Genomic DNA, 17347 nt, shown 5'->3' on the forward strand with positions numbered 1-17347 from the left:
GTTTTTTGATTGTTATCCTTTTTTTAATATTTAGAAACATCCCCAGAACCAGAACTTTTTGTTCTTACTCTGGAAGGATTGCCTTTATAGGTAATATCCCCACTACCAGACACTCTAGCTTCTATAGCGCTATTTGCAGTTACTTTTATGTCTGCTGAACCAGAAACGGTAGCTTCTACATTATCTGCCTCTAGCTCATAAGCAGAAATATCTCCAGAACCTGAAACCGTTACATCAAAATTAGTGGTGTTTCCAGCAAATTTTAAGTCGCCCGATCCAGATAGCCTAACTTCTAGATTTTTGGTTTGTACCTCTAGGGCACAATCTCCAGAACCGGACATTCTAATATCAAGATTATCGCTATCCAAAACAACAGAGCTAGTTAAGTCTCCAGAGCCAGACATTCCTAAATCACTAATCTCTTCTACTGGTATGGTAACGGATATTCCGTTTCTCCAGTTAGATGATTTAAGGTTTACTCCTTTTTCAACTTTTACCACCAATCTATCGTTCTCAACTTCTGTGATGATATATTCTAAAAGGTTTTCCTCTCCTTTTAGGGTTATGTTTCCTTCTTTACCCTTTACCAATTCAACATCAAACCATCCGGCAACACTAATACCATCATAGTCTCCTGTGTTGCGTTCAATGGTTACTAAATTTCCGTTTCCTTTTATACGTTTTCCCCATTGTGCATAGGATGAAAAAGTAAAAACTAGGATTAAGCTAAGGGTAAAAAGATTTTTCATGATTGTTCGTTTTATATTTAGATTTAATTTTTTGATAGACTTACGCCTCCGTATTCACTATTAATAATTACATTGTTTTTTGCGGAACTACTGCCATAATACCCCTTGTAATATTTATCGCTGGATTTTTCTTGACTAATATTTATTTCTAAATCTTCTTTTCCACTTACACCGGCATATTCTGTGGTTATTTCAAAATTGAAATGATAGTCTGCATCATAGCCTAACTTTACACCAGTATAATCTGTTCTAATGGATACATTGCCCGCATCCGCGGTTAAATTTGCAATTTTTATAGAGCCGTAATCGGCAACAAGGTCTACGTTACCAGACACATTTCCTAGCTTAACACTAATATAGTCTCCATTGCCTTTTACATTTTTTACATTTTCTGCGGTAATGGATCCATAATCACTTGAATAGTCTAGATTGCCCATGTTCTGTATGGTTGCGTTAGTGTAGTCTGCCCGCACTATTAAATTACCTGCTTTTTCTATGGTAAAGCCAGAGTAATCTGCAATAATTTCCGCGCTGTTAATATATTCAAAACTAGATTTGCTGGTGTAATCGAATCTTAGTTCGTTGTTTCTGCCCCTAAGTTCACCAATTTCCATTTTACCGTAATCACAGCTTATTTTTGCATGGCCATCTATTCTATCTAAATAGATATTACCATAATCGTTGCTTAGATTAACACTATTCTTGGTAGGTAGCTTAATGGTATAATTTACCTGTACGTTTACACTTTTTTTGTTGCCCCAGCTCCAGTTCCATCCACTATTTCTTTCTCCAAATCTGGTTATGGCAGAAACCAAGCTCGGGGTATTTTCAAAATCTACATCTATCTCAGCTAACCTTTCTTTAACTCGTTCTTCATTATTACCATTGGTTTTTACATGAACTTCTATGAGCACTTTGTTCTGATTCCAAGAAGAAATAGTTAAGTTACCATAGCTATTTTTTACCTTAAAAAGGGCATCTGCATTTACCGCAAACTCTTTTTTTATGGTTTTTTCCCTGGTGTACTTACCGCCCCACCTGGCGTTTATACTATTGGCATTTACAGCAAAAGGCAGTGCCAGTAGAAATAGTAAACACGTTTTAAATAGTAATGTTCGCATCATTTATTTCGTTTAAATTTTTAATGTCTTCAATTGTGGTCAATACTTCTTTGACCAGGGTAATTCTTGTTTCAAAATTGATGATCATGGCGTTTAATATTAGTTTGCTATTACCGCCATTTACCAATTCTTTTTCTAATTTTTGATAATCTTTCTCTAGCTTTTGTAACTGCTCTAAGGTGTCATCTACCAGTTGGTCAGTTACAGGTGTACGCTCCGCTTCTAATAGATTAATCTGTTCTTCTACCAAGCTGGTAAAATAAAATTCTGTATTAGAGGCTTCTGGTGCAATTTCTACTACCTGTTCCTTTATGCTTTGTGTAGGCATTAAAATTTGTTTGCTCAAAACAAATACCAATGCTAAAGAGGCCGCAATGCTTAACGGCATCCAAATATTAAATTTTTTCTTGTTTTGCTGAACCTCTGCTGTGGGTTGTTTTAATTTTTCCAAAAATCTTGATTCATGCCCTTTATGGGGTTCTTCAAAATCAAATTGGTTTTGTAATTTTTTAAACAGTTCTTCAATAGGCTCCTTTTCCATAACTACACATTTACTGTTAATTTTTTTCTTAGGCTTTCTTTTGCCCGGCTAATTGTTGTTCTACAATTAGCATAGCTTATATCCATAATCTCACAGATTTCGTCATAATCATACCCTTCTATTAAATGTAGGGTCAAAGACACTCTATAATTATCTTTAAGATTTTTCATGGTTTCCATCACCTTTTGAGCCTTCAGTTCTGTATACCCACTAGTATCTGTTGCAACTACTTCGTCATCTTCAACCCTGTACATTACATCTTCTAGGTCTACCGTGCCGGTTTTTTGATTTTTTCTGTAGTGATAAATACTATTATTGATAACAATTCTTTTTAACCAAGCACCAAAAGCGACGTCTCCTTTAAAGGTGCTTAATTTGGTAAAGGCACTTAAAAATGAATCTTGCATAATATCTTCTGCCAGGGCAGTATGCTTAACAATTCTAAGTGATGCGTTGTACATAGCTTTATAATATTTATTGTAAATAGCTAGCTGTGCACGTTGGCTCCCTTCTAAACATTGTTTTAATAACAATTCTGTATTTTCACTTTGTTGGCTCAAAAGGTGATTGGTTTGGTATAAAGATGAACCATTTTTACTTCTGTTACACTTTTCTTTAATTTTTTTATAAATACATGGCACAAGAATTGTTTTTAAGCCTGTACATAATTTTACTTAAGCACGTTAAATTATTGTTCTACAAGGGGTTTTGTCCGTTTTATGGATATGTGAAGTGTAGAAGAACAATTTTTTAGGGTGACAGAATGACCGATATAATACTATGGGAAGAATAAAATTTACAGATTTTGACAATATGTCTCTTCAAGGGTTAGATCAGGATGCAGAGTTAATCCCGTTGTTGACTCCAGAAGACGAAGAGCAGATGAATAACGAGAGCCTTCCGGAAACTTTACCAATTTTACCCTTGCGTAATACGGTATTGTTCCCAGGAGTTGTAATTCCTATTACAGCTGGTAGGGATAAATCTATACAATTAATAAAAGATGCCAACAATGGGTCTAAGGTTATTGGAGTAGTAAGCCAGAAAGATGAAAGCATAGAAAATCCAAAGGTAAAAGATATTAATACGGTGGGTACGGTTGCACGTATTTTACGTGTTTTACAAATGCCAGATGGTAATACCACCATTATTATACAAGGTAAAAAACGTTTTGAACTGGCAGAAGTTATTACTGAGGAGCCTTACATGACGGCCACTGTTAGAGAGGCAGTGGAAAAAAGACCGGAAAACGACGATAAAGAGTTTTTGGCTATTATAGATTCTATAAAAGATTTGGCGTTCAAGATTATAAAGGACAATCCAAATATTCCTAGTGAAGCCAATTTTGCTATAAAGAATATTCAAAGCAACTCTTTCCTTATCAATTTTGTTTCTTCCAATCTTAATCTTGAGGTTAAGGAAAAGCAGAATTTGTTAGAAATACCAAATTTGCAAGAACGTGCATTGGCTACTTTAAAATATATGAACTTGGAACTTCAAAAATTGGAGTTGAAAAACGATATACAGTCCAAGGTAAGAAGCGATATGGACCAGCAACAGCGTGAATATTTCTTGCACCAGCAAATGAAAACTATTCAAGAAGAGTTGGGTGGTATTTCTTACGAGGAAGAGGTGGATGAAATGCGTAAAAAAGCCAAGGACAAAAAATGGGGCAAGAAGGTTAAAGAGCATTTTGAGAAAGAATTGGCTAAAATGCAGCGTATGAACCCACAAGTAGCAGAATACAGCATACAGCGTAATTACTTGGATTTGTTTTTAGACCTACCATGGAATGAGTTTTCAAAAGATAAGTTCGATTTAAAAAGAGCACAGAAAATTTTAGACCGTGATCATTATGGTTTAGAAGATGTTAAAAAGCGAATTATCGAGTATTTGGCAGTGTTAAAACTGCGTAACGACATGAAATCGCCTATTCTTTGTTTATATGGGCCTCCAGGGGTGGGTAAGACCTCCTTGGGTAAGTCTGTGGCAGAAGCTTTGGGCAGAGAGTATGTTCGAATTTCGCTAGGTGGTTTGCGAGATGAAGCAGAAATTCGTGGTCACCGTAAAACCTATATTGGTGCTATGCCCGGTAGAATTATACAAAGCTTAAAAAAGGCAGGCACCTCTAATCCTGTTTTTATTTTAGACGAAATAGATAAATTGAGCAATAGCCATCAAGGAGACCCATCTTCTGCTATGTTAGAAGTGTTGGATCCAGAACAAAATGGGGAGTTTTATGATAACTTTTTAGAAATGGGGTATGACCTTTCTAAAGTAATGTTTATTGCGACTGCCAATAATTTAAGTACCATACAACCTGCATTAAGGGATAGGATGGAAATTATAAATGTTACCGGTTACACCATTGAAGAAAAAGTTGAAATAGCTAAGAAACATTTATTGCCTAAGCAACTTAAAGAGCATGGTTTAACCGAGAAGGATTTAAAAATAGGCAAGCCACAATTAGAAAAAATAGTTGAAGGATACACCAGGGAGTCTGGTGTACGTACCTTGGAAAAGCAATTAGCAAAAATGGTGCGTTATGCGGCTAAAAATATTGCTACGGATGAAGCTTATGAGGTTAAGGTAAGCAATGAAATAGTAGAAAAAGTTCTAGGACCTGCAAGACTGGAGCGAGATAAGTATGAAAACAATGACGTTGCCGGTGTGGTAACTGGGCTGGCATGGACCAGCGTAGGTGGTGATATCCTTTTTATCGAATCCATTCTTTCTAAGGGTAAAGGAGCGCTAAACATTACTGGTAACCTTGGTAAGGTTATGAAAGAGTCTGCTACCATTGCAATGGAGTATATAAAAAGTAACGCAACAGAATTTGGTATTGAACCGTCTATATTTGAAAAGTATAACGTACATATTCATGTGCCAGAAGGGGCTACACCAAAAGATGGGCCAAGCGCAGGTATTACCATGTTAACTTCTTTGGTCTCTTTATTTACCCAACGTAAGGTTAAGAAAAGTATAGCTATGACGGGTGAAATAACCCTAAGAGGTAAGGTATTGCCCGTTGGTGGCATAAAGGAGAAGATTTTGGCAGCAAAGCGAGCCAGAATCAAAGAAATTATACTATGTGAAGAAAACCGTAGAGATATTCAGGAGATAAAAGCAGAATACCTAAAGGGGCTTACTTTTCATTACGTAACAGATATGAGCGAGGTGATTAAATTGGCCATTACCAAACAAAAGGTAAAGAACGCCAAGGAGCTGTAATTCTTTAAGTATTTTTAGAATATGAGAAAAATCACCATAGCAATTGACGGCTTTTCCAGTACTGGTAAAAGTACGGTAGCCAAAAAGTTAGCAAAAGCCCTAGGGTATATTTATGTAGATACCGGTGCTATGTACAGGGCAGTAACGTTGTTTGCTTTGGAAAATGGTTTTTTTAAAGAAGATGTTTTAGATAAATCCGCTTTGATCAAGTCGTTGGTAACTATTCAATTGCAATTCAAGTTTAATGAAGAAACCCAACAGTCTGATATTCATTTAAACGGAAAAAACGTGGAGAAGGAAATTAGGACCTTAAGGGTCTCTAATAAGGTGAGTCCGGTTGCTACGGTGCCAGAGGTGAGGGAAAAATTGGTTGCCATGCAACAACGGATGGGCAAAGATAAAGGTGTAGTAATGGATGGCCGTGATATTGGAACGGTTGTTTTTCCAGAAGCGGAACTAAAGCTGTTTATGACGGCTTCTCCTGAGAAAAGAGCTTCTAGACGGTATAAAGAATTATTGGATAGGGGTGATAAGGTTACCTATGAGGAAGTTTTAAAAAACGTACAGGAAAGAGACCGTATAGATTCTACCCGGGAAACCTCACCGTTGAGACAGGCGGTAGATGCCGTTCCTTTTGATAATTCTGATATGGGATTGGAAGAACAATTTGAGCGGATTCATCAATTTGCTTTGCGTATAATTAACCAATAAAAAAAGCACCTTATAAAGGTGCTTTTTTATATCTAAATTTACTCCTATTTATAGATTAGGTATTACCAATTCTTGATCAGGATGAATTACATCTGGATTTTTCAAAATACCCGTGTTGGCTTCAAAAATTTGCTTGTATTTCATTGGATCGCCATAGTAGTGCTTGGCAATTAAGCTTAAAGATTCGCCACTTTTTACCGTGTGTCTGTGGTAAACAGAAGTATCGCTAACAGTAATATTCGCTTTTAAATCGCTAGGGCTTTCACCGCCAATTTCTTTGATTTTATCCCAAATCAAGTTTTTTTCATATTGTGTAGCAGCTTCGCCTTTTATCTTAAGAACACCAGCTTCTTCGGTAACATTACCGTCTTTAATTGCTAATTTTTCTCCTAAATCTAAAACGGGTTGGTATTTTGCTTTTACGCTCATAATAAGTAATTTTTTAATGGTTACAATTAAGAAACAAGTTAACGATAAAAGTCACATTAAAGCTTAAATTACCTTTAATAAATCAAAATTAAGGGTAATGCTAGAATAAGCCTTTGTAAAACAAGGAATTAATTGTATTTTTGCACACCTTTTTGGCGATAGGCAGGAGAAAAAAGGATTCAATTTTATTTTAAACAACTTCTACGGTCAACGTTAACTCCTGTAAATCCGTAGGATACAAATTTTAATCAGCGCATGGCTGAAGAGCAAAAAGCAGCTGAGGTTGTAGAAGAAACCAAAGCACAAGAAACGTCTCCAAAACAAGACCCAAAAGAATTTTTGGACAATTTTGATTGGGACAAGTACGAAGAAGGTATTGAAAAAGTTGACGACAGCAAACTTAATGAGTTTGAAAAGTTAGTTGAAGAAAACTTTGTAGATACTGCAGATGAAGAGGTTGTAGAAGGTACCGTTGTTCACATGACGGACAGGGAGGCAATCATTGACATCAATGCTAAATCTGAAGGTGTTATCTCTTTAAACGAATTCAGATACAACCCAGACCTAAAAGTAGGGGATAAGGTTGAAGTATTGATAGACATCCGTGAGGACAAAACAGGACAGTTAGTATTATCTCATAGAAAAGCTAGAACTATCATGGCTTGGGATCGTGTTAACGCGGCCCATGATAAAGAAGAAATCGTACAAGGATTCGTTAAGTGTCGTACTAAAGGTGGTATGATCGTAGACGTATTTGGTATTGAAGCATTCTTGCCAGGTTCTCAAATAGATGTTAAGCCAATCCGTGATTACGATCAGTATGTTGGTAAAACTATGGAATTCAAGGTGGTAAAAATCAACCATGAGTTTAAAAACGTAGTTGTATCTCACAAAGCACTTATCGAAGCGGATATTGAAGAGCAGAAGAAAGAAATTATTGGCCAATTAGAAAAAGGTCAAGTATTAGAAGGTGTGGTTAAGAACATTACTTCTTACGGTGTATTCATCGATTTAGGAGGTGTAGATGGTCTTGTACACATTACAGACCTTTCTTGGAGCCGTATTAACCACCCGAACGAGGTTGTAGAGTTGGATCAGAAATTAAACGTTGTTATCCTTGATTTTGATGATAACAAATCTAGAATCCAATTAGGTCTTAAGCAATTAGAGAAGCACCCATGGGATGCTCTAGGAGACAACATCCAAGTAGGAGAAAAAGTTAAAGGTAAAGTAGTTGTAATTGCAGATTACGGTGCATTTATCGAGGTTGCAGAAGGTGTTGAAGGTCTTATCCACGTATCAGAAATGTCTTGGTCTACCCACTTACGTTCCGCTCAGGATTTCGTAAAAGTTGGAGACGAGGTAGAAGCTGTAGTATTGACTTTGGATAGAGAAGAGAGAAAAATGAGCTTAGGTATTAAGCAATTGACTCCAGATCCATGGACAGATATTACTTCTAAGTACCCGGTAGGTTCTAGACACAAAGGTATTGTACGTAACTTTACTAACTTTGGTGTGTTTGTAGAAATGGAAGAAGGTATTGATGGTCTTATCTATATCTCTGACCTTTCTTGGACAAAGAAAATCAAGCACCCATCAGAATTCGTTAACGTAGGAGACGAGTTAGAAGTAGAGGTACTAGAATTAGATGTTGACGGTAGAAAATTAAGCCTTGGTCACAAGCAAACTACTGAAAACCCTTGGGACAAATATGCTGCTGAGTTTGGAGAAGGTTCTGTGCACAAAGCAACAGTTACCGATATTGTAGACAAGGGAGCTACTATCGTATTAAACGACGATATTACGGCCTTTGTTCCTTCTAGACACATGGAAAAAGAAGATGGAAGCAAAATCAAAAAAGGAGAAGAGGTAGAATTCAAGGTAATTGAGTTCAACAAGGACTTCAAGAGAGTTGTTGCTAGCCACACGGCTATTTTCCGTGAGCAAGAGGAAACAAATATAAAAGCGGCTAAGCGTAAAGCAGCTGCTTCTGCAGAAGAAAACGCGCCAACATTAGGAGATGCAAACTCTGCATTACAAGCATTAAAAGATAAAATGGAAGCAGACGCTAAGAAGTAAGCTTTTAAAATCTTTAAATATTTGCAAACCCCGGACTTTAGTTCGGGGTTTTTTGTTGCCGTTTCGTTACCAATAAATGTTTACTTTTGTAAGTAAGCGCTAGAAAAATAGCCAATGAGTCAAAAAATTCTGCTTTCCGCAAAAGAAATAAACATCATTTTACATCGTTTGGCCTGCCAGTTATTGGAGAATCATCTAGATTTTTCCAATACGGTACTAATTGGTATTCAACCAAGAGGAACTTTTTTGGCAGAGCGATTAAGACAAATATTGTCTGAAAAATACAAGGTAAAGGATGTTAAAATGGGCTTTTTAGATATTACTTTTTATAGAGATGATTTTAGAAGGGGAGAAAAGATTTTAGAAGCTAATTCTACCAAAATAAACTTTTTAGTAGAAGATAAGAACGTTGTTTTTATAGATGATGTTTTGTATACCGGTAGAAGTATCCGTTCTGCCCTAACCGCAGTACAGTCTTTTGGTAGGCCAAAGCAAATTGAATTGTTGACCTTGATAGATAGAAGATTTAGTAGGCATTTGCCTATACAACCCAACTACAGGGGCAGGCAGGTAGATGCGATCAATAATGAAAAGGTAAGGGTAATGTGGAAAGAGAATGATGGGGAAGATGCCGTTTATTTAGTAGAAAAAGTATGAGCGAGTTAAGTGTAAACCATCTATTGGGCATAAAATATCTAAAGAAAAAAGATATAGACCTAATTTTTGAAACTGCAGATCATTTTAAAGAGGTTATAAATCGTTCTATTAAAAAGGTGCCTACCCTTAGGGATATTACTATTGCCAATATTTTCTTTGAAAATAGTACGCGTACCAAACTATCTTTTGAGCTGGCGGAAAAAAGATTATCTGCAGATGTAATCAATTTCTCAGCCTCCCAATCCTCAGTAAAAAAAGGAGAAACCTTAATAGACACGGTGAATAATATTCTTAGCATGAAGGTGGATATGGTGGTTATGCGTCATCCTAACCCTGGTGCTGGTATATTTTTATCTAAAAATGTAAAAGCTGCCATAGTAAATGCTGGTGATGGTGCACATGAGCATCCTACGCAAGCCTTGCTAGATTCCTATTCCATTAGGGAGCGTTTAGGTGATGTTGGTGGTAAAAAAGTTGTTATAGTTGGAGATATATTACATTCTCGTGTGGCTTTATCAAATATATTCGCCTTACAACTACAGGGGGCAGAGGTAAAGGTGTGTGGTCCTAAAACATTAATACCAAAGTACATAGAGTCTTTAGGAGTTACCGTAGAAACCAATTTGGAAAAAGCGTTGCAGTGGTGCGATGTTGCCAATATGTTACGTATACAAAACGAACGTCTGGATATCAGTTATTTTCCTTCAACAAGAGAATATACACAACAATTTGGCCTAAATAAAGCCATGTTGAAAAGGCTGGATAAGGAAATAGTAGTAATGCATCCTGGTCCAATTAATAGAGGGGTAGAAATAACATCGGATGTCGCAGATTCGGGACAATCCATTATCTTAGACCAAGTAGAAAACGGTGTGGCCGTAAGGATGGCGGTAATCTATCTTTTGGCCTCAAAAATTAAGTAAGTATGATTTTTGATAAAGAAGGTAATACAACCATAGTATTTCAAGAAGATATTTCGTTAGCTGGTTTTTTGAAAAATTTAAACCAGGCATACGATAAAATAAAGCACGACCATTTGGTCATCAACCTATTTTCTTTTAGCAAACTATCTGCAAATGATGTTTTGGAATTTTTGGATTTATCCAATAATCATAAAGCCAAAAAAAAGTCTTTTGTCTTAGTAAGCAATGCTATTTCTTTTGAAGAAATACCAGACGAGCTAACTTTGGTGCCCACGGTACAAGAAGCTAAAGACGTTATTGAAATGGAAGAGATAGAACGCGATTTGGATTTATGAAGCTAACCATTTTAGGTTGTTATTCTGCCACTCCGCGAACCCTAAATAACCCAACCGCACAAGTATTAGAGATAAAAAACCATCTTTTTCTAATAGATTGTGGAGAGGGTACCCAAGTACAGTTACGTAAAAGCAAATTAAAGTTCTCCAGAATAAAGCACATCTTTATATCTCATTTACATGGAGACCATTTCTTTGGTTTGCCAGGGTTGGTTTCTACCTTTAGGTTGTTGGGTAGAGAAAAAGAACTGCACATATACGGTCCAAAAGGTATTAAAGAAGCTATAACTTTGCTCTTAAAGTTGGGCGATTCTTGGACCAATTACCCATTATATTTTCATGAATTGGAAGGTAGGGAACCTCAAATAGTATATGAGGATGAAAAAGTAAAAGTATCTACTATTCCACTTGATCATAGAATATATACAAACGGTTTTTTGTTTCAAGAAAAGGAAGGGGCAAGAACCTTAAATGTAGAAGCAGCTAAGGTATGGGAGGTAGATAAAAGTCAGTTTAATAATATTAAAGCGGGTAAACACGTAGTTTTAGAAGACGGTACCATTGTAGACAATAAAGAATTAACTTTTGATCCACCAAAACCCAAAAGCTATGCTTTTTGTAGTGATACCATGTATAAAGAAGACATAGTCCCTATTATTAAAAAAGCAGATTTGCTTTACCATGAGTCTACATTTCTAGAAAGTGAACAAGAATTAGCCGTCAAAACCAAACACTCTACGGCCAAAGAAGCTGCAGAAATTGCAAAACAAGCACAGGTGGGCAAATTGATTTTAGGTCACTATTCTACTCGTTACAAATCCCTAGAAGTATTTAAAGAAGAGGCTCAAACCGTTTTTACTGCTGTAGATTTGGCAGAAGATGGTAAATCTTTTGTAGTGTAGTATTTGCTTTTAATTCTGCTGTAATTTTGTCAAATTTGTGTTATGCAGAAAGATTTAAGTAACTACCGTAAATCCTACCAAAAAAGTGAATTGTTGGAAGATGCAATCTCTAATAACCCCATGGAAGTTTTTCAAAAATGGTTTCATGAGGTAGAAGCCACTGATGGCGTAGATGAACCCAATGCCATGACCGTAAGTACCATTGGCTTGGATGGTTATCCAAAGAGTAGGGTGGTGCTAATGAAAAAGTTTACTTTTGAAGGCTTTATTTTTTACACCAACTACCTAAGCGAAAAAGGAAAGGCAATTGCCAATAACCCCAATGTTTGCTTAGCTTTTTTCTGGCCCAACTTAGAAAGGCAAGTATTGATTAAAGGTAAAGCGGAAAAATTGGCAACAAATCTTTCAGACGGTTATTTTGAATCCAGACCTAGGGGTAGTCAACTTGGAGCGTTGGTTTCTGAACAAAGTGAGCCTATTAAATCCAGACAAGCGCTAGAAGAAAGACTCATAGCCTTAGAAAAGGAATTGGAAAATAAAGAAATAGAACGTCCAAAACATTGGGGTGGCTATTTGGTGCGCCCTGTTTCCATTGAATTTTGGCAAGGCAGGCCCAATAGATTGCATGATCGCATTCGGTTTTCGCTACAAGAGGATTTAGATTGGAAAATAGAACGTTTGCAACCTTAAAACAGCTTACATGAAAACCGTAATTTTTATTAGACATGGCAAATCTTCGTGGGATTTGGAGGTAAGTGATAGGGATAGACCATTAAAGGAACGAGGAATTAAGGACGCCTATTTGGTAGGAGAGTATTTGTATGCAATCAATAAGGATATAACAGCTGCATACGCTAGTCCTGCCAACAGAGCCCTACATACCGCCATAATTGTTTTAAAAACAATAGGATTTAATTTGCAAAATTTTTCTGTGTCTAATGATTTGTATGACTTTTCTGGAGAAAGCGTGCTGCAGTTTCTAAAAAAATTAGAGAATAAACATGATTGTGTTCTTGTCTTTGGCCATAACCATGCCTTTACAGAAATGGTTAACAAGCTAGGAAATACATACCTAGATAATTTGCCAACTGCCGGTATGGCCATACTAAATTTTGACATAGAAAACTGGACCAATATAACTAAAGGAAAAACAGAAAAACTTATCTTTCCAAAAGAATTAAGATAAATGGCAAAACCTAAGAACGATTACATAAATAGAGAAATTAGTTGGTTGCATTTTAATGACCGTGTACTGCAAGAGAGTGCAGATAAAGATGTACCATTAATTGAGCGTTTACGTTTCTTAGGTATTTTTAGCAACAATTTAGATGAGTTTTTTAAGGTACGCTATGCCACTGTAAAACGAATTGTGGATGCTGGTAAAAGTGGAAAAAGTGTACTTGGAGGAGAAAAGGCAAAGGATCTTTTGGAAGAGATTACTCGCATTGTAATTAAGCAACAAAGTAAGAGTTTAGAAATCTTAAACAAAATTCAGCGCGAGCTGGCCACGGAAAACATTTTTATGATTAATGAAACCCAGGTTTCAGAATCGCAAGCGCCATTCGTCAAGGATTACTTTTTAAAGAAAGTTAATCCAGAACTTACTACAATAATTTTAAACAATCTTAGGGAATTTCCACTCTTAAAAGATACTGCTGCTTATTTGGCGGTTCGTATGGTATTAGAAGATGAGGTAGGCACTTTTCTACGTAAACGAAACGAAGTTCAATATGCTCTGATAGAGATTCCAAAAGGCATAGACCGTTTTGTAGAATTACCAGAAGAAGATGGTAAGAATTACATTATTATGTTAGATGATGTAATACGCTATTGTTTAAATAGCATATTTACCATGTTTGAATATAAGGAGATATCTGCACACATGATCAAGATTACAAGAGATGCAGAATTGGATATAGATAATGATTTGAGTAAGAGCTTTATTCAAAAGATATCCTCTAGTGTAGAGCATCGTAAGATTAGCGATCCGGTACGTTTTGTTTACGATAAAAAAATTAAAATAGATACGCTACGTTTTTTGAAGGAAAAAATGGAGATTGAAGAAACGGATAGCGTTATTCCTGGTGGTAGATACCATAACCGTAGGGATTATATGGGGTTTCCAAGTTTGGGAAGAACAGACCTGTTGTACGATAAGATAAAACCCCTACCCATTAAAGGGCTGAGTTTAGAGGGAAGTATTTTTGAGAAGATTGCGCAAAAAGACTATTTGCAATATGCACCTTACCACACTTTTGGGTACCTAATAAAGTTTTTGAAAGAAGCGGCTTTAGATCCGTATGTAAAATCCATTAAAATTACAATTTACCGTTTGGCATCCGATTCTCAGGTGGCCGCAGCACTTATAAATGCGGTGAAAAATGGAAAAGATGTTACGGTTCAAATTGAATTACAAGCAAGGTTTGATGAGCGTAATAACATAGAGTATGCCAGTAAGCTACAAGAAGAGGGCATTAAATTAATTTTTGGGGTACCTGGTCTAAAGGTACATTCCAAAATATGTTTGGTAGAGCGTTTAGAAGGCGAAAAAATTAAACACTATGGGTTTATTAGCACGGGTAATTTCAATGAAAAAACGGCCCGTATTTATACAGATTATACACTGTTTACGGCTCATGAGGAGATTTTAAGAGAAATAGATAAAGTGTTTGGCTTCTTTGAGACCACTTATAAAATTAATAAATACAAACACCTCATAGTTTCTCCCCACTACACAAAAAGTAGGTTTTCTAAGTTAATAGATATTGAGATAGCTAACGCGAAAGCGGGTAAAGAGGCGTACATACGCATTAAGATGAATAGCTTTACCTCTTACAAAATGGTAGATAAGTTGTACGAAGCTAGTAGGGCAGGGGTAAAAGTGCAATTGATTATTCGAGGAATTTGTTGTCTAATTCCTGGAGTAGAAGGAATGAGTGAGAATATTGAAGCCATAAGTGTGGTAGATAAATTTTTAGAACATCCTAGGTTGTTCATTTTTGGGAATAATGGCGACCCCAAAATTTATATTTCCTCAGCAGATTGGATGACAAGAAATATAGATTATCGCGTAGAAGTAGGTTGTCCTATTTACGATGAAGATATTAAACAAGAACTTATAGATACGTTTGAGATTTCTTGGAAAGACAATATTAAGGCGCGCGAGTTTACTGCAAAACAAGACAATGCTTACAGGGATGACGATAAACCTAAAGTGCGCTCACAATTTGCTACTTATGATTATTACCAAAAGCGAATAGAGAACGAATAGATGGCCATTAATATTCGAAAATTTGCCGCTATTGATATTGGTTCCAATGCGGTTCGTTTTTTGGTGCATAACGTTATTGAAAGAAAAGGGCAACCCGTAAAATTCAAAAAAAGTGAGCTTATTCGGGTGCCAATTCGTCTGGGAGAAGATGCTTTTATCCTTGGTGAGATTTCTGAGAAGAATCAAAACAGAATGCTAAAGGCTATGAAATCCTTTAAATTATTAATGGATGTTTATGGTGTAGAAGCGTATTGGGCTTGTGCAACCTCTGCTATGAGAGAAGCCAATAATGGTCAAGAATTAGTATCTAAAATTGCAACAGAAGCCAATATAGATGTAGATATTATAGATGGCAAAGTGGAAGCCAAAATAATAGCTAGTACAGACTTAAAAGAACTACTGCAAAACGGAAAAACGTATTTGTATGTTGATGTTGGTGGAGGTAGTACAGAATTTACCATTTTTAACGGTAACCAGGTCAAAGGCTCAAAATCATTTAAAATTGGAACTGTTAGGTTGCTAAACCAACAAGTAAAAGAATCTGTTTGGGACGCGATAAAATTGTGGATAAAAGACCATTTAAAGGATGCGGAGAATGTGGAAATAATTGGGTCTGGAGGTAATATTAATAAGCTGCATAAAATGTCTGGTCGTAAAATTGGGCAGCCGTTATCTTACATATGGCTCAATGCACAATACCACTTTTTGGATGCTATGTCTTATGAAGATCGTATAGCAGAGTTAGGATTAAATCAAGATAGAGCAGATGTAATTGTACCAGCCACCAAAATATTCCTTAATACCGCAAAATGGTCCAAAGCAAAAAAGATACATGTTCCTAAGATTGGTTTATCAGACGGGATGATAAAGACTTTGTATCATAAGGTAACTACCCATGCATAGTTTCTTTTTTACCTAGTTTTTTCATAATCTCGGCTTCGTAGTTTAATAAATCCTGCCATTTTTTATCTACAACTTCTTTTTCACCGTATTTCCTAGCAAATTTTAAAAACATGGTATAATGGTTTGCTTCACTTACCATTAATTTTCGGTAAAAATCACGAAGGTCGGCATCGTTTATGTTTTCAGATAATAATCTAAATCGCTCACAGCTGCGTGCCTCAATCATTGCCGCATAAAGAAGTTTGTGTACCAGATGTGTTGTTTTGCTTCCACCCTTTGGAAAAAACTTCATCAATTCAATTACATATTCATCCTTACGTTCTCTTCCTAAATTTAAATTTCGTTCTAAAATTTTTTCGTGAACCATATTAAAATGCCCCATTTCTTCCCTGGATAAAGCAATCATTTCTTTTACTAAATCAGACTTATCTGGAAATCCAATAATTAAAGAAATTGCCATACTAGCCGCTTTTTGTTCGCAATAGGCATGGTCTGTTAAGATTTCTTCTATATTTTTTTCTACAATATTTACCCAACGCGGATCTGTTGGTAGTTTAAGTCCTAACATGATTTCTAAAATTTGGAGCAAAGATAAATTGATAGTATTAAATAAATTAAATTAACCCTCGTTATATTTGTAAGACCAACAGATTCTAACCTTTTATGAGTTTATCCGCTAACAGATATCTAGAGGATATTTTTTTAAGTAACGGAAAAGAAAAGCAGCTATCTTGGTTGCGGCAACAAATCAATAGTATTCTTAGCGCAAAATCGAAACAAAAACTATATATAACTTATAGTTTATGCGCCAATCATTTTAATGCGGATGTTACCTTTGATTTAGTACATGAGCAACAAAGTTTTACAGTTAATACCACTTTGTTAGAAGCTGCTCGGTTGTATTTATTGCAAACGGTTCTAATTCAAGAGCCAAATTTTGTTAAAGCGGTACAACAGCTTATACAGGTAGCCGACAAAACAGAGTTGGAAGCTTTTTTAAAACACCTCTACTTATTGCCAAATGCCATAGATTATAAGTTTGCGGGCGTGGAAGCCTTAAGAACCAACATTGCGACTGTTTTTAATGCAATATCTCAACAGAATCCTTACCCTGGCGCCTATTTTAACGATGCGGAATGGAACCAAATGTATCTAAAAGCAGCTTTTATGCAACAAGATTTGACTAAAATTCTTGACGTGGATAAAAGAGCAAATAAGGATTTAACCCGTATAATTTTAGATTATGCACATGAAAGATGGGCAGCTGGCCGTACTATTGACCCGCTGTTTTGGAGACCTGTTTCTAAATTTATAGATGGTGATGTTTTACATGATTTGGCAAGACTTTTTTCTAGTGCCAATATAAAAGAAAGAAAGGCGGCTACCTTGGTTTGCCAAAGCGCAACAAATGAAAGTGCCAAAAAGCTGTTAAAAGAAAATAATGAATTTCAGGAAGACGCCATAAGCGGTAAATTAACCTGGCAAAATATTTAAG

18 protein-coding genes are annotated in these 17347 nt (G+C 36.1%); 12 read left to right on the plus strand and 6 right to left on the minus strand.

The genetic code is table 11. From position 1 onward, the window contains the following. Positions 1 to 23: 23 nt before the first annotated feature. The 4 genes from BUL40_RS08990 to BUL40_RS09005 are packed head-to-tail and all read right to left on the minus strand — an operon-like array spanning position 24 to position 2971. The gene (locus tag BUL40_RS08990; protein ID WP_080318985.1) at positions 24 to 749 is read right to left on the minus strand and encodes a head GIN domain-containing protein; all 726 of its coding nucleotides are present in this window, start codon (positions 747 to 749) and stop codon (positions 24 to 26) included. Positions 750 to 772: 23 nt separating this feature from the next. Further along, complete coding sequence (locus BUL40_RS08995) at positions 773 to 1873, minus strand: DUF4097 family beta strand repeat-containing protein (protein ID WP_080318986.1); 1101 nt, start codon at positions 1871 to 1873, stop codon at positions 773 to 775. After that, on the minus strand, positions 1851 to 2411 hold the full coding sequence (locus BUL40_RS09000) for a hypothetical protein (RefSeq protein WP_080318987.1): 561 nt from the start codon (positions 2409 to 2411) through the stop codon (positions 1851 to 1853). Before BUL40_RS09000 ends, BUL40_RS08995 begins: the two co-directional genes overlap by 23 nt. 2 nt (positions 2412 to 2413) lie before the next feature. Further along, positions 2414 to 2971, minus strand: coding sequence for an RNA polymerase sigma factor (locus tag BUL40_RS09005; RefSeq protein WP_029511589.1), 558 nt, complete (start codon positions 2969 to 2971; stop codon positions 2414 to 2416). A gap of 220 nt (positions 2972 to 3191) precedes the next feature. On the opposite strand from BUL40_RS09005, the gene lon reads away from it, so the two are divergent. Together lon and cmk are read left to right on the plus strand one after the other, a co-directional pair. Beyond that, positions 3192 to 5642 (plus strand): endopeptidase La, encoded by a 2451-nt coding sequence (gene lon, locus BUL40_RS09010; RefSeq protein ID WP_080318988.1) that lies wholly within the window; start codon positions 3192 to 3194, stop codon positions 5640 to 5642. 21 nt (positions 5643 to 5663) lie between these two features. Then, positions 5664 to 6353 carry a (d)CMP kinase gene (gene cmk / locus BUL40_RS09015; RefSeq protein ID WP_080318989.1) on the plus strand — a complete coding sequence of 230 codons (690 nt, stop codon included), beginning with the start codon at positions 5664 to 5666 and terminating at the stop codon, positions 6351 to 6353. A gap of 48 nt (positions 6354 to 6401) precedes the next feature. On the opposite strand, the gene BUL40_RS09020 is transcribed toward cmk, so the two are convergent. Continuing rightward, entirely contained in the window at positions 6402 to 6782 is a 381-nt protein-coding gene (locus BUL40_RS09020; protein WP_010519743.1) for a LysM peptidoglycan-binding domain-containing protein, read from the minus strand. A 255-nt stretch (positions 6783 to 7037) separates the two neighbouring features. Here BUL40_RS09020 and rpsA point away from each other — a divergent pair, with 255 nt between their 5' ends. The 9 genes from rpsA to BUL40_RS09065 all read left to right on the plus strand — a co-directional run bounded on the left by rpsA (position 7038) and on the right by BUL40_RS09065 (position 15852). After that, the gene (gene rpsA, locus BUL40_RS09025; RefSeq protein ID WP_010519742.1) at positions 7038 to 8861 is read left to right on the plus strand and encodes a 30S ribosomal protein S1; all 1824 of its coding nucleotides are present in this window, start codon (positions 7038 to 7040) and stop codon (positions 8859 to 8861) included. A gap of 114 nt (positions 8862 to 8975) precedes the next feature. After that, positions 8976 to 9518, plus strand: coding sequence for a bifunctional pyr operon transcriptional regulator/uracil phosphoribosyltransferase PyrR (gene pyrR, locus BUL40_RS09030; RefSeq protein ID WP_080318990.1), 543 nt, complete (start codon positions 8976 to 8978; stop codon positions 9516 to 9518). Continuing rightward, on the plus strand, positions 9515 to 10441 hold the full coding sequence (locus BUL40_RS09035) for an aspartate carbamoyltransferase catalytic subunit (RefSeq protein ID WP_010519740.1): 927 nt from the start codon (positions 9515 to 9517) through the stop codon (positions 10439 to 10441). Before pyrR ends, BUL40_RS09035 begins: the two co-directional genes overlap by 4 nt. A gap of 2 nt (positions 10442 to 10443) precedes the next feature. Continuing rightward, positions 10444 to 10776, plus strand: coding sequence for a ribonuclease Z (locus BUL40_RS09040; RefSeq protein WP_080318991.1), 333 nt, complete (start codon positions 10444 to 10446; stop codon positions 10774 to 10776). After that, a complete protein-coding gene (locus tag BUL40_RS09045; protein WP_080318992.1) occupies positions 10773 to 11678 on the plus strand; it encodes a ribonuclease Z in 906 nt (301 codons plus the stop codon). Before BUL40_RS09040 ends, BUL40_RS09045 begins: the two co-directional genes overlap by 4 nt. Before the next feature lie 42 nt (positions 11679 to 11720). Continuing rightward, positions 11721 to 12368, plus strand: coding sequence for a pyridoxamine 5'-phosphate oxidase (gene pdxH, locus BUL40_RS09050; protein ID WP_080318993.1), 648 nt, complete (start codon positions 11721 to 11723; stop codon positions 12366 to 12368). Between the two features lie 10 nt (positions 12369 to 12378). After that, positions 12379 to 12864 carry a SixA phosphatase family protein gene (locus BUL40_RS09055; RefSeq protein WP_080318994.1) on the plus strand — a complete coding sequence of 162 codons (486 nt, stop codon included), beginning with the start codon at positions 12379 to 12381 and terminating at the stop codon, positions 12862 to 12864. Continuing rightward, positions 12865 to 14949 (plus strand): polyphosphate kinase 1, encoded by a 2085-nt coding sequence (ppk1, locus tag BUL40_RS09060; RefSeq protein WP_010519735.1) that lies wholly within the window; start codon positions 12865 to 12867, stop codon positions 14947 to 14949. Beyond that, positions 14950 to 15852: a Ppx/GppA phosphatase family protein gene (locus BUL40_RS09065; RefSeq protein WP_010519734.1), complete on the plus strand. Its 903-nt coding sequence runs from the start codon at positions 14950 to 14952 to the stop codon at positions 15850 to 15852. It abuts the gene before it with no gap. Here the strand turns inward: BUL40_RS09065 and miaE are convergent. Continuing rightward, positions 15839 to 16420: a tRNA-(ms[2]io[6]A)-hydroxylase gene (miaE, locus tag BUL40_RS09070; RefSeq protein WP_010519733.1), complete on the minus strand. Its 582-nt coding sequence runs from the start codon at positions 16418 to 16420 to the stop codon at positions 15839 to 15841. The two genes, BUL40_RS09065 and miaE, sit on opposite strands and share 14 nt — an antisense overlap. 95 nt (positions 16421 to 16515) lie before the next feature. Between miaE and BUL40_RS09075 the strand changes: the two genes are divergently transcribed. Beyond that, positions 16516 to 17346 carry an EboA domain-containing protein gene (locus BUL40_RS09075; RefSeq protein ID WP_080318995.1) on the plus strand — a complete coding sequence of 277 codons (831 nt, stop codon included), beginning with the start codon at positions 16516 to 16518 and terminating at the stop codon, positions 17344 to 17346. Position 17347: the final 1 nt, after the last annotated feature.

It is taken from the genome of Croceivirga radicis, from assembly GCF_002072105.2.
GTDB classification, from domain to species: Bacteria; Bacteroidota; Bacteroidia; order Flavobacteriales; family Flavobacteriaceae; genus Croceivirga; species Croceivirga radicis.

Bases quoted from the DNA above. Each gene is read 5' to 3' on its own strand.
- BUL40_RS09045 (WP_080318992.1), top strand. From the start codon at position 10,773: ATGAAGCTAACCATTTTAGGTTGTTATTCTGCCACTCCGCGAACCCTA.
- miaE (WP_010519733.1), bottom strand. From the start codon at position 16,420: ATGTTAGGACTTAAACTACCAACAGATCCGCGTTGGGTAAATATTGTA.
- BUL40_RS09020 (WP_010519743.1), bottom strand. From the start codon at position 6,782: ATGAGCGTAAAAGCAAAATACCAACCCGTTTTAGATTTAGGAGAAAAA.
- pdxH (WP_080318993.1), top strand. From the start codon at position 11,721: ATGCAGAAAGATTTAAGTAACTACCGTAAATCCTACCAAAAAAGTGAA.
- BUL40_RS08995 (WP_080318986.1), bottom strand. From the start codon at position 1,873: ATGATGCGAACATTACTATTTAAAACGTGTTTACTATTTCTACTGGCA.
- BUL40_RS09055 (WP_080318994.1), top strand. From the start codon at position 12,379: ATGAAAACCGTAATTTTTATTAGACATGGCAAATCTTCGTGGGATTTG.
- cmk (WP_080318989.1), top strand. From the start codon at position 5,664: ATGAGAAAAATCACCATAGCAATTGACGGCTTTTCCAGTACTGGTAAA.
- pyrR (WP_080318990.1), top strand. From the start codon at position 8,976: ATGAGTCAAAAAATTCTGCTTTCCGCAAAAGAAATAAACATCATTTTA.
- BUL40_RS09065 (WP_010519734.1), top strand. From the start codon at position 14,950: ATGGCCATTAATATTCGAAAATTTGCCGCTATTGATATTGGTTCCAAT.
- rpsA (WP_010519742.1), top strand. From the start codon at position 7,038: ATGGCTGAAGAGCAAAAAGCAGCTGAGGTTGTAGAAGAAACCAAAGCA.
- ppk1 (WP_010519735.1), top strand. From the start codon at position 12,865: ATGGCAAAACCTAAGAACGATTACATAAATAGAGAAATTAGTTGGTTG.
- BUL40_RS09040 (WP_080318991.1), top strand. From the start codon at position 10,444: ATGATTTTTGATAAAGAAGGTAATACAACCATAGTATTTCAAGAAGAT.
- BUL40_RS08990 (WP_080318985.1), bottom strand. From the start codon at position 749: ATGAAAAATCTTTTTACCCTTAGCTTAATCCTAGTTTTTACTTTTTCA.
- BUL40_RS09000 (WP_080318987.1), bottom strand. From the start codon at position 2,411: ATGGAAAAGGAGCCTATTGAAGAACTGTTTAAAAAATTACAAAACCAA.
- BUL40_RS09075 (WP_080318995.1), top strand. From the start codon at position 16,516: ATGAGTTTATCCGCTAACAGATATCTAGAGGATATTTTTTTAAGTAAC.
- BUL40_RS09035 (WP_010519740.1), top strand. From the start codon at position 9,515: ATGAGCGAGTTAAGTGTAAACCATCTATTGGGCATAAAATATCTAAAG.
- lon (WP_080318988.1), top strand. From the start codon at position 3,192: ATGGGAAGAATAAAATTTACAGATTTTGACAATATGTCTCTTCAAGGG.